This window comes from Periweissella cryptocerci (genome assembly GCF_004358325.1).
In the GTDB taxonomy this organism is placed as follows: Bacteria; Bacillota; Bacilli; order Lactobacillales; family Lactobacillaceae; genus Periweissella; species Periweissella cryptocerci.
The window spans coordinates 2,701,916-2,716,863 of the sequence record NZ_CP037940.1 but is presented as its reverse complement, the minus strand read 5'-3'; the positions used below and the strand labels follow the sequence as shown (position 1 = coordinate 2,716,863).

Here is a 14,948-nt window from a genome sequence, read left to right as displayed (position 1 = left end):
TTTATTGCTTAGCGGATCCATTACCATGGCCCGGACGATAGCTTGCATAAGCTTCATCAGCTGAAATCAAACTAAAGTTACCAGGATTCTTAACTTGTCCATAGTAACAGCCACTGGCTGATTTTAAATATTTATAGCCAGCTGGCGCTTGATGCCAACCATCACTAGTTACCGTTGAACTGGTACTGCTTGCCGGTTTAGCTGCTTGTTGGGCAGCAGCTTTTTCAGCCTTTTTCTTGGCTGCTTGCTCGGCTGCAACTCGTTCACGTTCTGCCGCTGCGACTTTTTCTTTTGCTGCCGCAATTGCGCGGTCATGGCGTGTTTGGATATTAGTTTCAACCCGACTGATTTTATCTTTTAACTTCGTTAGCGTTTCAGGCCCTTGTGAGGCATATGTTAACGTTTGAAACTTATTAATCGATTTTCGTAGTGAACTCTTTTCGTTGTCCTTGACCGTACTTGTATTGGCAAGCGTTTGCGCCTTTTGGATAGTTGGTTGGGCCTTTTGATATGAAAGTGATAATTCCTTCGTATCATCGATTTCAGAATGTAAAATATCGACTTTATCATTCACATCATCGGCAGTACGCGCTTGCTGAACATCGGCAATTGCTACCTTCAATTCATTTAACTGCGCCGCATTGACGTTACTAGCCTTAATCCACTTGTTACCCAGTTTAACCACTGGGGCAGCTTTTTTCTCCGCTGCCAAATAATCTACTTGACCTTGAATTTGCGTATTAGCACCTGCTACCGCTTCATTCAAACGCGTATTAGCAGTCGCGTAATCATCATATGTCTTATTTTGCAGTGTCGACTTAGCATTCGTTAATGCCGTGGTTAATTCTTCGGCTTTATCATTAGCAATTAAATTATTAGTTAAGACGCCTTCAGCATTTGGAATCAGTTCCTGCATCGTGTCGCCATGTTTGGCATTTGACTTAATTAATTGATTAATTAATGTAATATGTTGCTTAACTTGCTTAGTCGTACCCTTAATCTTCGCTGCGTCACCACTTTTTAAATTTTGCGCACTGACTTTTTCGTCAGTAATAATCATTTTATTATATTTATCGCCAATAAATTGCTGATTCTTCAGCGCACCTAAATGCTTAACGTGCTTCGTTAAATTGGCAGAGGCATCTTCAACCGTTTGATAATGATTGCTGACGCCAGTTGTTGTCCCTAATCCAAGTAAGGCAATTGCCGTGATTAGAATTTTACGTGACCAACTAATTTTCATGATGCACCACCTTTTGAATTTAGCTCAATTGAACGACCGAATAACCCACGTTTGGCACTCACAACACGTTCGCCATCAATACCCATACCGTTAATTTGCCGACCCAAAATTGAGTTACCAACTTTAAAGCCTTGATCTGCAATCATTTGACGAGCGTCTTCAACTTGCATGCCAATCAATGAAGGAAATACTAATTCTAATTGTTTAGCTTCGCGGAAACTATAATCAATGGCAAACCCAACAAATATAATCCAAATTATATTTAACGTCCGCACACGTTGGCTCAACTCAGCGTAAGGAATAAAAAGCTGTAACACACTGATTAATGCCAGCGCTAAATACACTTTATTGCGATTACGTGGTTTCCGCAGCGTCAGGCGAATTTTTTGAATAATGGTCCGTTTCATAGCTTGGCCGTTAACCGTAACAACATCCATATTTTCCGTATCACCTTCAACCGTAGAAAATACAAAACCTTCCAAACGTAGTGCATTAATCATCGCATCGCGTTTTAACGCTTCGAAATCATCAATACCCAAGATTTGGTACGCATATGTGTCCCCAGGCATTACTTTAACAATACTCGCTTGATAACTCGGATCATTGATCAGGCATGTAATTTCATGCATAATCCGCTTGCCGTATGTATCACCCTCCATTAGTAACTTTTCGTTAGTTTTTTTGAATAACTGATATGATTGCGACATACTTTCCTCCTTTAATAATCTATTACATCATAACTATATTTATATTAACTGCCCAACTATTCGTGTACATATAATATCTAATAAGTTTATTTTACCGAATTTTTGTGAAGTTATTGTGAAGTACCCGGCTTTTCTATCAATTTCTCACGCTAAATTTTAGAAAAAAAAGCGACCACCGAAGTAGTCGCTTTTTATCAATTATGGAGGAAGTAGGATTCGAACCTACGAACCCGAAGGAGCGGATTTACAGTCCGCCGCGTTTAGCCTCTTCGCTATTCCTCCGTATCAATCAACTTAATAATAATATCAATTACTAAGCTGACCGTCAACACTTTTTTGCAATTTATATAAATTATTTTTTGGAAAGTGTTTTGAAGTATTCGCGTGAGTCCCAATCATCAGCTTTCAACTGATCAATGAGCGCTTCAACCCCATTAAACTTGACCATTCCGCGCAAGAAATGATTCCAGAGCACTTCCACATTTTCCCCGTAAATTTCTTCGCTAAAATCAAAAATAAAGATTTCAACTGTTTTGGGGCGATCTTCGCCAAAGGTTTCGTTATACCCCACCGAAGCCATGGCGTCATACCAAGCGGCACCAATCTTAATCCGGACCGCATAGACGCCAACGCCTGGCACTCGTTCACCATTAGTCGTCAAAATATTAGCAGTTGGATACCCAATCGTACGGCCAATTGCCTGTCCGTGCACCACTAGACCAGTTGTCTTATAAATATAGCCTAGCAATTCATTTGCTGTATCAACCATGCCACCGTCAATCGCTGCGCGAATCCGGGTTGAACCCACTTTAGCGCCATCCACCTCAAACGCTGGGATTGAGTGAACTTCAAAGCGTCCGGCGGCGTATTTTGGCAGGTTTTCCATGGTTGCCGTGTCCTTGGGACCATATGTGTGATCAAAGCCTGCTACGACCGCTAAGGCGTGAAATCCAACCATAAACTTGTCCGTAAATTCTTGTGGGGTAAGTTTGGCTAATTTTGAAGTAAAACTAACGCGATAAACAATGTCGGCACCCATATCATCAAATACTTCTTGTTTACGTTTCCAAGTCGTTAAATATTGGAATTGCGTTGGTACATTTTTGAACACAATCGTTGGATGGTGGTCATACGTTAAGATGGCCATTTTAACGCCCTTTTCATCCGCTAACTTACGTGCTTGTGCGAGCACTTGCTGGTGCCCCTTGTGAACTCCGTCAAAAAAGCCCATTGCCAAGACAACTGGTTCATCAGGAATTAAGTTTTCATCAAACGGATAGCGCACATCAATTAATTGCATGTTTTTTTACCTTAAATTTTGTTATTGATTACTAAACATTTTCAGTGGCTTGTAGACCTGTTTTTCTTCACTCCACTGGTACAACGCTTTCGTATCATCATGATATTGAACCCGGACAATCGCCGCATCCGAATCGAAGTCAGCCTTATCAAACCAACCACCATTTTTCATTACGCCCCAGAGTTCGTCATTCAGCGCCACAATTGGGTACATGTCCAATGCATAATCAATTGGCAACAGAATATCGTCGATTGTGCCATTGTCCATCGCCTCTTGAATCCCAGCTAACTTAACGGCTTGGTCGATTGTGAAGCCCCCTGACTTAGTCCGCGTCAAATCAGACATCACTGCTGGCACGCCAAGGAATTTTCCAGCATCAACCGCCAACGTCCGGACATATGTCCCCTTGGATGCTCCAACTTCAAAATAAGCAGTCTGCGTTTTATCAACCGCATTCCAAATCGCTGGTTTAGTTTGCTTGAACTCACTAATTGTAATTTCGCGTACTGGCCGTTCGACTTCTTCACCAGCCCGTGCATATTCATATAGCTTCCGGCCATTGACTTTCACCGCAGAAAACATCGGTGGAATTTGCTTAATTGTCCCCGTCAATGAGGCCAATCCTGCGTCAATTTCAGCAGCCGTAAATGGCCGTTCAAGTGCCACCCGTTCAACTTCTTCACCATCAAGGTCTTCAGTTGTTGTCGCAAAGCCAAATGTAATTTCACCCTTGTATTGCTTACCAGATGCCATCAGGAATTCAACCGTCTTAGTTGCTTTTCCAACCGCAACCGGCAAAACACCATCGACATTAGGATCCAATGTTCCAGAGTGGCCAATTTTCTTGGTATGTAAAATCTTACGTAGCTTAAAAACTACATCATGACTAGTCATACCCCGTTCTTTGAATACCGGTAAAATCCCATCCATCGCTATTGTTCCTCTTTCAATCTTTCAATCTTTCAATCTTTCAATTCGTTCTAAAATCGCTCCTATTAGTATAACGCATTTTCAGCGAAAACGGCACAAAATCCGCGACACTACCCAGGTATAAATGTTGATTTAACAACATTCTTATTTTTTGGCAATTCTAATTTTCATCAATTCAAATCCACGCCAGCGCCTCAAACCGTTGCCACCATTGATTTTTGACACTGCCAATTCACTCAAGAGTAGTGTCAATTCGTCTTTTCATTACGTTTCTTATAGCTGGACGGTGACACCACTAAGGTATAAGTCTTGATTTAACGGCATTCTTATTTTCAACAATCATATAATTCACTAATTCAAATTTGCCATCAACCCTACTAATTCCTTACTACTACTGATTTTCGACGGGATTAACACACACAAGAGTAGTGTCAGACTATTTTCTAGGACATTTCTTATAGTAGTTGACACCACTGAAATCACGCTCGAATTAACATTCTATTTTTTCTAGTGCGGGATTGTCATTTCCGTACTTTGCAATCATCGAATTACCGAGGTTCTAGCGTCAGTGTTTTTTCCTATGCTACTGCGACCTGTTTTTCGCTAGTTTGAGTATTATTACTAACTAACGGAGTGCCGGCAATTTGCTTGGCGGGCGCAGCCTTTACACCGCGACTAGGGGAATATGTGTGAAACACATGTTACCGCTGAGGATGAGATGAGGAGTCTTAGGAATTTATTTTTTAGACTCCCAGCTTATCCGAACCTCACAAGACCGCATTTTGACTTGAGAGGTTCGGATAACGTGGTGCGCCAAGTAATTTGCCGACACGCAGTGGTCAAGCTTATTCACCCCCACGTCAGACAAAATAGACCAAAAAAGCACTAAGATTCCAAAAAGGAAACCTTAGTGCTTACTTTTTATGTGAATTAACGCTTAGTCTTTGTTCAACCCACGCAATAATTCTTCGATGTGATCACCGTATTGTACTGACTTATCACGTTCAAATAATAATTCAGGAATCTTGTACGTTGTTAAACGTTGACCAAGTTCACGCCGAATCAAACCTGAGGATGCTTCTAAACCAGCTTGCGCCTTTTGTCCATCAGAAGCTAAATCTGAATAGATACTGTAGTAAATCTTAGCTTGTTGCAAATCACCAGTAACATCAACTCCAGTAACTGTCACGTCTTGAACCCGTGGGTCACGGACGCGTTTCAACAAGATATCGTTCACTTCACGTTGTACTTCTTGTGACAAACGACCTACACGATAGTGTCCTTGTGGCATAGTTATATCTCCTTAATGAATATATTCTGACAACAAAGCCCGACTCACCCAATGGGTCAATCAGGCTTTGCTAGTTAATTTAATTAAACTTTTTATGAAATTAAGCACATTAACACGTACTCAATTCATCGGAAATTACTTAACAGGTACTTCGACCATTTCGTAGGCTTCGATTACATCACCGATTTTTTCATCGTTGTAGTTTTCAATTGTCAAGCCCATGTCGTAGCCCTTCTTAACTTCCTTAACGTCGTCCTTGAAGCGCTTAAGTGAAGCAAGCTTACCTTCATAGATAACAACGCCATCACGGATCAAACGAATGCTTGATTCGCGCTTAACAACACCATCGGTCACCATACCACCAACAATGGTACCAACCTTAGAAACCTTGAAGAGATCACGCACTTCAACGTTACCAATAATCTTTTCTACGAATTCAGGTTCAAGTTGACCCTTCATTGCAGCTTCGATTTCGTCGATTGCATTATAGATAACGTTGTGCAAACGAATATCAACTTCATCAGAATCAGCTTGTTGACGTGCTTGAGGTGTAGGACGCACATTGAAACCAATGATAATCGCACCTGAAGCTTCAGCCAAGGTAACATCTGACTCGTTAATCGCACCAACCGCAGTGTGCACGATATCAACCTTAACACCATCAACATCGATCTTACGGAATGAACCAGCCAAGGCTTCAACAGAACCTTGCACGTCGGCCTTGATGATAACAGGCACTGACTTCAATTCCTTGTCGGCCATTTGGCTGAACAAATCAGTCACTGACACAACGTTGTTACGGTGACGGTTAGCAAGCAAGGCACGTTTGGCACGTTCTTCACCAGCTGCCCGGGCAGTCTTTTCATCTTCCATGACGATAAAGCGATCACCTGAATCAGGCACGTCATTCAAACCAGTGATTTCAACTGGGGTAGATGGCAAAGCTTCCTTGATGCGACGACCGCGATCGTTAGTCATCGTACGAACACGTCCGTATGTGTTACCAACAACGATTGGGTCACCAACCTTCAAAGTACCTTGTTGCACGAGCAAGGTTGCAATTGGGCCACGTCCCTTATCAAGACGGGCTTCAATTACTGAACCAGCAGCTTTTTGATCTGGGTTAGCAGTCAATTCAAGCATGTCAGCTTGCAACAAGATCATTTCCAACAATTCGTCAACGTTTTGACCGAACTTAGCTGAAATCTTAACGAAGATTGTGTCCCCACCAAATTCTTCAGGAACCAATTCGTATTGCATCAATTGGTTCATTACGTTTTCAGGGTTGGCACCTGGCTTATCAATCTTGTTAACCGCAACAATGATTGGTGTTCCAGCGGCCTTAGCGTGGTTAATTGCTTCGATGGTTTGTGGCATTACACCATCATCAGCTGCAACAACCAAGATTGTGATATCAGTCACGTCCGCTCCACGTGCACGCATTGCCGTAAAGGCCGCGTGACCAGGAGTATCCAAGAATGTAATCACACGGTCTTGCAACTTAACTTGGTAAGCACCGATGTGTTGTGTGATCCCACCAGCTTCACCTTCAGTAACGTGTGAGTTACGGAGGTAATCAAGCAAGGTCGTCTTACCATGGTCAACGTGACCCATGATAGTAACTACTGGAGGACGTGGAGCTTGGTTTTCGCTACTGTTTTGTGCTTCTTCGAAGAACTTATCAGTATCGGCAACGTCGACTTCAATTTTTTCTTCAGCTTCCATACCGTAGTCAGCAGCTAAAATTTCGATTGTTTCGGCATCCAAACTTTGGTTTTGGTTAACCATAACCCCAAGCATGAACAACTTCTTGATGATTTCAGCAGTATCACGGTGAATTAACTTCGCAATGTCTTGCACGTTCATCCCGATTGAGTATACCAATACTTCTGGAAGTGGTTGTTCCTTACGTTGTGGCATTGGTTTAGCAGGCGTGTTATTACGTTGGTTTTGACGCTTACCCTTCTTACCATGACGGTTATGTTGACCATTGTTACCTTGGCTACCGTAACCACCACGACCACCGTTATTGTTATTACGCTTTGGGGCGTTGTTGTTCAAAGCACCACCGAAACGGCCTGAACCATTTTGGCTCGTTGATGTAGTCGTCGTTGAACTGTTGCTTGAACGATTTTGGCTACTAGTTGAGCTGGTATTAGCTGGGCGGCTTTGGTTATTGTTGTTTGAACGGTTTTGACCGTTAGCCGCACCATTGTTGCTAGGACGTGATTGACCACTTTGGTTGCTGTTCCGGTTTTGACCGTTACCGTTGTTAGAGCGGTTTTGGTTGTTACTGTTGGTGTGGTTTTGGCTGTTACCGTTATTAGGGCGGTTTTGACCATTTTGACCATTATTTGAACGTTGTGCGTTACCGTTGTTGTTTGAACGGTTTTGGTTGTTTTGGGCAGGTTTATTTTCAGTCGCTGGTTTAGCAGCTGCTGGCTTTGGAGCTGAAGCATCCCCTTTTTTCCCAAATCGATCACGTAATTGACGTTCTTCATTATCACCAATTGTAGACATGTGGTTCTTTACATCAAAGCCCTTGTCTTCTGCAGCTGTCACAAGGTCCTTTGAGGAAACATCCAATTCTTTAGCAAGTTCATAAATGCGTTTAGCCATAAAATTGATCACACTCCTTTTTCATTAATTAATTGTTTTATCTTTTTCGCAAAACCGGCATCGCTGACACCATAAATCGTCCGGGCCATTCCAGTTGCGTCATTCAATGCTTGTTTTGTAAAGGTCGTTACTAACGGCACATTATAAAAAGTTGTTTTATCAGTGACTTTTTTCGCAGTCGCTTGACCGGCATCACTAGCGAGGAAAACCAAATTAGTTTTGTTAGCACGCACGGCGTTTAACACTAATTCTTCACCAGTCACTAACTTACCTGCCCGTCGTGCAAGCCCGAGCATACTCAAAACTTTTTGCTCGTTATTTTGCATCGCCGAATAATTCCTTTCGGGCTTGTTGGTGATCAACATAAGCGATTAATTCTTCATAAAATTCATCGCTCACAGCAATCCCAAACGCTTTGTCTAGCGTGTGCTTTTTAAATGCTTCCTTAGCAATCTTAACATCAAGACCGATATAGGCACCGCGTCCGTTCGCTTTTCCCGTTGGATCAATACTTATTTCGTCTTCATTATTTTTAACCACGCGGATTAAATCGTTCTTGGGAAACATTTCCCCAGTCACAATATCCTTGCGCATTGGTATTTTACGAGGTTTCACTGTTTTTTCCTCCTCTATTTTCACGTAGGTTGCTTATTCAGCGTCAAACAAGTCGCTAGCAAAGTCTTCACTAACAGCCGCTTCAATGGCAGCTTCATCAGCTGGCGTTGCATCAACGGCTGGTTCGGCTGGTTTGTTAGCTACAGCAGTCTTAGCAGCTTGCATTTGTTCAAAGACCGTATCAGCTTCTGATTCAGGCTTGATATCAATCTTGAAGTTTGTCAACTTAGCTGCTAAACGAGCGTTTTGACCCTTCTTACCTATTGCCAATGACAATTGGAAGTCTGGCACAATAACGGTTGCGGCACGTTCGTTTTCAGGATCAAAAATGACATCAACCACTTCAGCAGGATTCAAGGCATTCGCAATGAATTGTGCTTGGTCTTCAGTCCATTCAACAATATCCATGTTTTCACCGGAAAGTTCGGTTACAACTGATTGTACCCGAGCTCCACGTTGACCAACCATTGTTCCAACTGGATCAAGATCAGCATTGTTACTCTTCACCGCAATCTTTGAACGATCACCGGCTTCGCGCGCAATACTCATGATTTCAACTGTACCATCAAATACTTCAGGTACTTCTTGTTCAAACAAGCGCTTAACTAAGTCTGGGTGTGTCCGTGAAACGAACACTTGGGGACCCTTGGCGTTGTTTTCAACTTTTGAAACCAATACCTTGATACGATCGTGCATCCGGTAAGTTTCATTTGGCATTTGATCTTGTTGCGTCATTACGGCTTCTTGGTTACCAGGTAAAGTAACAAACAAGTAGCGGTTATCTTGACGTTCAACTTCACCGGTAATGATTTCATCTTCATATTCAGCGAACTTATCGTACACAATGGCACGTTCAGCTTCACGAACACGTTGAATGATAACTTGCTTAGCAGTTTGCGCAGCGATCCGACCAAAGTCCTTTGGCGTCACCTTAAAACGAATTTCGTCGCCGAGTTCGTATGCCCGGTTTAATTTCAACGCTTCCTTCAATGAAACTTGTGTTGTATCGTCTTCGAATTCGTCATCTGGAACAACTGTCTTCACAGCCATTACTTTGATGTCACCCTTCTTTTTGTCAAACGTAACTTCAACGTTTTGTGCTTGATCATAGTTACGCTTATAAGCGGCTTCTAAAGCAGCTTCTAATGATTCAATCACGATTTCTTTTTTAACGCCTTTTTCTTGTTCAAGGGCATCAAGAGCCGCAATCATTTCTTTACTCATGATTTATCACCTTCCAATGTTAATTAAAATTTAATTGCTAACCGCGCTTTAGCGACTGAATCGCGTGGAATAACGACGGTTTTTTGACGAGTTTTGTCCATGTAAGTCAACGTTAATTCTTCGTCAGTCACTTCAACTAAATCACCTTCGAATTCTTTAACGCCATCAAGTTTTTGATAAAGTGACACGTGGACATATTGACCCTTGGCCCAAACGTAATCTTCGGGTTTTTTCAATGGGCGTTCTGCACCCGGTGATGAAATTTCCAGCATATATGCTTGGGGAATTGGATCAGGATCGACTTCATCAAGTAATTCACTGATTTGATTAGTAGCGACCACGATATCATCCATTGTGATACCATCGGGCTTCTTATCAAGTAAAATACGTAAGAACCAATCGCGTCCTTCCTTGACGAATTCAACATCCCATAAATCTAAGCCTTGAGCTTCAACAATGGGGGTGACTAATTTAGTGATTGTTTCGACAACGTTATTTGCCACGAACTATCCTCCTATCGTACTACTGTTGTGAAGTCTGACATCTATAAGCCTAATTGTAGACCATTCCGACTGCCGTTTCACGAACCAGCTACCAAATTTACTTCAAAAAAATGAGCGGGCAACGAATTGCCCACTCAATTAAGAGTTATATTTGAACGTTTATAATGATAGCATTATCGTACTGTTAATGCAAATTATTCGGGCGTTTTTGCGTAATTTATTAGTCCAGTGCTCACTTACCACTACATACTACGCGAGCAATGCTATCTGGCCATTTTTAACTGCCAAAAACGGTCTTAAAAATAACTCTAGTTTGAGCAGATTACAAAATCAGCACCCCAACGAATTACCGGAAAGTAATATTTCAATCACAGCCAATTTACCGTGATGAAAACGCAGCTGGCTCAGAAAAAATCGACATACTATATCAATTTCACAAACAAATTTTGATTAGTGTTATTTTCCACATTATAAATTACGAACAACACTGAATTACCGCTTGATTAAACTTGCGCATTATTTCAGCGGCTCAATTGGTTTTCCATGCATTTCGGCCCACAACGACTGTTTTTGCTAGTTTGAAAATTATTCCTAACTAACGGAGTGGCGGTAAATTACTTGGCGGGCGTAGCCTTTACACCGCGATTGGGGGAATATGTGTGTGAAACACATATTTCCGCTGAGGATGAGATGAGGAGTCTTAGGAATTTATTCCTTAGATTCCCAGCTTATCCGAACCTCACAAGACCGCATTTTGGCTTGTGAGGTTGCTTCCAGCGTGGTGCGCCAAGTAATTTACTTACACGCAGTGGCCAATTTTATTCAATCCCACGTCAGACGAATTTAGAACAAAAAAGCAATCCCCCGCCAAAATGGCATTGGATTGCTTGACATTTATTATTAATCTTTATCGCTTAAGCCGTTTTTCTTTTGATAGAAAGCATAACCGAATAACATTACGATGAAGAAAATCACCGTTGAAATTACTGAAACCCGCGTAGCTGGATCCCATACTAGAACTACTAACACTGCGGCAAAGAACGCCAACGTTAAGTAATTAGACACTGGGAATAATGGCATCTTGTATGGATTAGTCTTCGCTAATTCTGTCCGACGGTACTTGATATGACTGACTAACAAGAGCATCCAGACGAAGATAAAGCTAATTGTGGCAACCCCTGAAATCAAGACAAAGACATTGTTTGGTACATAGAAGTTCAATAAGACAACCACCAATAAGATTGCTGATGATGTTACCAAACCAGCAACTGGCACATGGTGACGACTGATGTTACCAAAAGCTTTTGGCGCTTGATTATTTTTGGCTAAGACATACAAAGTCCGACTCGTTGAGAAAATTGCTGAATTTGCTGCTGACAATGCCGCTGTTAAGACCACGAAATTAATAATTCCGGCAGCTGCTTTAATCCCAATACCTGAAAATACTTGGACGAATGGTGATTGACCAGCGTTAATGGCATTCCATGGATAGATACTCATGATAATAATCATCGCACCCACATAGAACAAACCAATCCGGACAGGCACTGAATTAATCGCTTTAGGTAAATCTTTTTCGGGATTTTCCGTTTCACCAGCAGTTAAGCCAACCATTTCAATCCCCGTAAAGGCAAAGATTACCATTGGAAAAGCCATCATAAACCCGTGGGCCCCAGTCGCAAAGAAGCCGCCGTGTGAAACCAAATTAGTAAATGAAGCCGTCCCAGTATTGACGTGAAAACCAGTTACAATCATACAGAAACCAACAATAATTAACGCTAAAATAGCAAAAACTTTAATGGCTGAGAAAGCTGACTCCATTTCACCAAACCAACGCACGTTTACCAAATTCATCGCCAGCAAAGCTACGATAACAATCAACGGCGTTACCCATTGTGGCAACGTTGGGAACCAGTAACGTAGGTAAATTCCACTAGCAGTCAAATCCGCCATCGCTAAACTTTCCCAACACAGCCAATACGCCCAACCAATCACGAATTCCCACCGCTTACCTAAGTAAATTCGGACAAAGTCAATGAATGACCGTAGTTTAGTATTTGAGAGTAATAACTCCCCGATTGCGCGCATCATCAAGAAACAGAAAATCCCGGTGATAATGTAGGCCAAAATGATTGATGGACCAGCCTGCTTAATTGCCGTCCCAGAACCTAAGAATAATCCGGTTCCAATAGCACCACCAATCGCAATCATCTGAATGTGCCGGGGCTTTAGTGCGCGCGATAACTCACGTTGTGTATCTTTTTCCATGATTTTCACCTCGATGCATGAGGACACAAAAAGTCCCCATGCCAAATTAAATTTGACATAGGGACGTTATTTAACGCGGTTCCACCCTATTTCTCAGTAAACTGAGCAACTTAATTACAGTCCTACTCGTTCGTCTCCAAAAGTACCTATTCCTGACCACCAATGCCCGCATCTCACCTACGCGAACTCTCTGAAATTGGCTGTTGCCAGTAACATTCTTTCTTCATCAACTAATTGATTAGAAGTCAATGATAGTTTCCATTCACGAAATTGTCAACAGTCGATATTATTCATTGCCGCATTGTTAACCAAATATGTTAATTAAATGCCGCTCCACCTAAAAATTACATTATTTTGATTCCAGTTCACTGCCACTGGCTTTAAACTGAATTGCTAACTGCTTTTTGTGGCTAAAGCCCGCCATTACCAAATCATATGATGCCTTAATTAATTTCTCGTAACCCGCAATCGTGAAAGTCGACTCTGTTAAGCGAATTGAATTCCAGTGCGTTTTATTAACGTGATATCCAGCAATCACAAATGCAAACTCTTCGCGCATGATTTCATTTTGTTGCGGATCACCTTTCAATGTCAGCAAGCTATCGTGCATCAGGCCAAACATTTTTCCATCTAAATCAAAATACCAACATTCCCAATCAATGCGCCAACGAACATGCGCACCCGGTAAACTGTCACCAATTCGTTTCATGTCTTTTTCAAGCGGCGTAAGTTGGGCAAAATGGTCTGCTTCACTCATATGACTTTCACCTCACATAATTTATTTTATACCTATAGCATAACAAAAAAGTCGGTATCAACCGACTTTTCACTGTTAAATATTTGTTGGCATCCCCAAAGCAATATCAGCAGCTTCCATTGTTGCTTCCGCTAAGGTTGGGTGCGCGTGAATTGTCAATGCGATATCTTCAACATTCATGCCACTGTTCACCGCTAACGTTAATTCAGCAATTAAATCCGAGGCGCCGGGGCCCGCAACTTGTGCCCCAACTAACGTACCATCATCAGTTGATACTAACCGCACAAAACCATCCGTTTCGGCTAAGGTAATCGCCCGACCATTAGCCGCAAACGGAAACTTGCTGGCTTTGACGTGCAGCCCTTTTTCAGTTGCTTCAGCTTTAGTAATTCCCACTGTTGCTAATTCAGGATCTGTGTAGCAAACCGCCGGCATTCCAAGATAGTCAACGGCAGCACTTGCATCACCACTAATTGCTTCTGCAGCAACCTTTCCTTCAAATGATGACTTGTGCGCCAAGGCCGCCCCGGCCACAATATCACCGATAGCGAAAATATTTGGCGCTGCGGTCCGTCCTTGTTGATCAACTTCAATCAATCCCCGTTGCCCAATGACAACATCGGTATATTCCAAACCCATTTCATCGGTGTTTGGGCGCCGACCAACTGTGACCATGCAATAATCAGCCGTGATTGTGTGTTCATCATCACCAACCTTGTAAGTTACGGTCACATCATGATCAGTTTGTTCTGATTTTTGCGCCATGGCACCCGTAATCACTGCAACGCCTTTTTCTTTCAGGCTCTTCAGCACTAATTCCACCATGTCTTTTTCAAAGTTTGGCAAAATTGATGGGGTTCCTTCAAGAATTGTGACGTGCGCACCAAGATTAGCGTAGGCACCCGCTAATTCCGCACCAATATAGCCCCCACCGATCACAACTAATTCCTTGGGCACTTCCTTTAAATTCAAGCCCCCAGTTGAATCAACAACTCGACCGGCAAATTTAAAGTTGGGAATTTCAATCGGCCGTGAACCCGTCGCTAAAATCAAATTATCAAATTGATAACTTTGGGCTGCCGAGTCACTCGTTTCACTCATCACCCGAAGTTTATGGTTATCATGCAAATACACTTCGCCCTTCACAATTTCAATTTTGTGCTTTTTTAAGAGCATTTCAACACCACTAGTCAAGCGTTTAACGACTTCATTGTCTTTCCACGCTTGGGTCTTAGTGAAATCCAATGTTGCGCCGGTACTTGTAATCCCAAATTGATCAGCTTGCATTGCTTGGTAGCGATGTCCCGCGTTAATCAACGCCTTTGATGGAATACAGCCCACGTTCAAACAGACGCCACCGATTTCATCGCGTTCAACAATCATCACTTTCTGACCAAGTTCAGCCGCGTGAATTGCCGCTACATAACCACCAGGGCCAGAACCAACCACAATTGTTTCGCGTTCTTCAGCAAAATCTCCTACAACCATTTT

At 42.3% G+C, this 14,948-nt stretch carries 13 protein-coding genes and 1 tRNA gene; all 14 read right to left on the bottom strand.

Annotation, left to right across the window (positions count from 1 at the left end; all coding sequences use genetic code 11):
- Window position 1: 1 nt before the first annotated feature.
- The 14 genes from EQG49_RS12115 to lpdA all read right to left on the bottom strand — a co-directional run bounded on the left by EQG49_RS12115 (window position 2) and on the right by lpdA (window position 14,945).
- Window positions 2-1,243, bottom strand: coding sequence for a hypothetical protein (locus tag EQG49_RS12115; protein WP_133364222.1), 1,242 nt, complete (start codon window positions 1,241-1,243; stop codon window positions 2-4).
- Window positions 1,240-1,950: a PASTA domain-containing protein gene (locus tag EQG49_RS12110; RefSeq protein WP_133364221.1), complete on the bottom strand. Its 711-nt coding sequence runs from the start codon at window positions 1,948-1,950 to the stop codon at window positions 1,240-1,242. The genes EQG49_RS12115 and EQG49_RS12110 overlap by 4 nt, the downstream gene beginning before the upstream one ends.
- 201 nt (window positions 1,951-2,151) lie before the next feature.
- Window positions 2,152-2,232: transfer RNA gene (locus tag EQG49_RS12105), tRNA-Tyr, on the bottom strand.
- Between the two features lie 70 nt (window positions 2,233-2,302).
- On the bottom strand, window positions 2,303-3,250 hold the full coding sequence (gene ribF / locus EQG49_RS12100; RefSeq protein WP_133364220.1) for a riboflavin biosynthesis protein RibF: 948 nt from the start codon (window positions 3,248-3,250) through the stop codon (window positions 2,303-2,305).
- A gap of 21 nt (window positions 3,251-3,271) precedes the next feature.
- Window positions 3,272-4,180 (bottom strand): tRNA pseudouridine(55) synthase TruB, encoded by a 909-nt coding sequence (gene truB, locus EQG49_RS12095; RefSeq protein ID WP_133364219.1) that lies wholly within the window; start codon window positions 4,178-4,180, stop codon window positions 3,272-3,274.
- 937 nt (window positions 4,181-5,117) lie between these two features.
- A complete protein-coding gene (rbfA, locus tag EQG49_RS12090; RefSeq protein ID WP_133364218.1) occupies window positions 5,118-5,471 on the bottom strand; it encodes a 30S ribosome-binding factor RbfA in 354 nt (117 codons plus the stop codon).
- Window positions 5,472-5,606: 135 nt separating this feature from the next.
- Window positions 5,607-8,090 (bottom strand): translation initiation factor IF-2, encoded by a 2,484-nt coding sequence (gene infB / locus EQG49_RS12085; RefSeq protein WP_133364217.1) that lies wholly within the window; start codon window positions 8,088-8,090, stop codon window positions 5,607-5,609.
- Between the two features lie 8 nt (window positions 8,091-8,098).
- Window positions 8,099-8,416: a YlxQ-related RNA-binding protein gene (locus EQG49_RS12080; protein WP_243115717.1), complete on the bottom strand. Its 318-nt coding sequence runs from the start codon at window positions 8,414-8,416 to the stop codon at window positions 8,099-8,101.
- The gene (gene rnpM, locus EQG49_RS12075; protein ID WP_133364215.1) at window positions 8,406-8,705 is read right to left on the bottom strand and encodes an RNase P modulator RnpM; all 300 of its coding nucleotides are present in this window, start codon (window positions 8,703-8,705) and stop codon (window positions 8,406-8,408) included. Before rnpM ends, EQG49_RS12080 begins: the two co-directional genes overlap by 11 nt.
- Before the next feature lie 33 nt (window positions 8,706-8,738).
- Entirely contained in the window at window positions 8,739-9,929 is a 1,191-nt protein-coding gene (gene nusA / locus EQG49_RS12070) for a transcription termination factor NusA (protein WP_133364214.1), read from the bottom strand.
- 23 nt (window positions 9,930-9,952) lie between these two features.
- Window positions 9,953-10,432, bottom strand: coding sequence for a ribosome maturation factor RimP (gene rimP, locus EQG49_RS12065; RefSeq protein WP_133364213.1), 480 nt, complete (start codon window positions 10,430-10,432; stop codon window positions 9,953-9,955).
- Between the two features lie 900 nt (window positions 10,433-11,332).
- Window positions 11,333-12,700, bottom strand: coding sequence for an amino acid permease (locus tag EQG49_RS12060; RefSeq protein WP_133364212.1), 1,368 nt, complete (start codon window positions 12,698-12,700; stop codon window positions 11,333-11,335).
- Window positions 12,701-13,049: 349 nt separating this feature from the next.
- Window positions 13,050-13,457 carry an MmcQ/YjbR family DNA-binding protein gene (locus EQG49_RS12055; RefSeq protein ID WP_243115716.1) on the bottom strand — a complete coding sequence of 136 codons (408 nt, stop codon included), beginning with the start codon at window positions 13,455-13,457 and terminating at the stop codon, window positions 13,050-13,052.
- Window positions 13,458-13,532: 75 nt separating this feature from the next.
- Window positions 13,533-14,945 (bottom strand): dihydrolipoyl dehydrogenase, encoded by a 1,413-nt coding sequence (gene lpdA, locus EQG49_RS12050; protein WP_133364211.1) that lies wholly within the window; start codon window positions 14,943-14,945, stop codon window positions 13,533-13,535.
- Window positions 14,946-14,948: the final 3 nt, after the last annotated feature.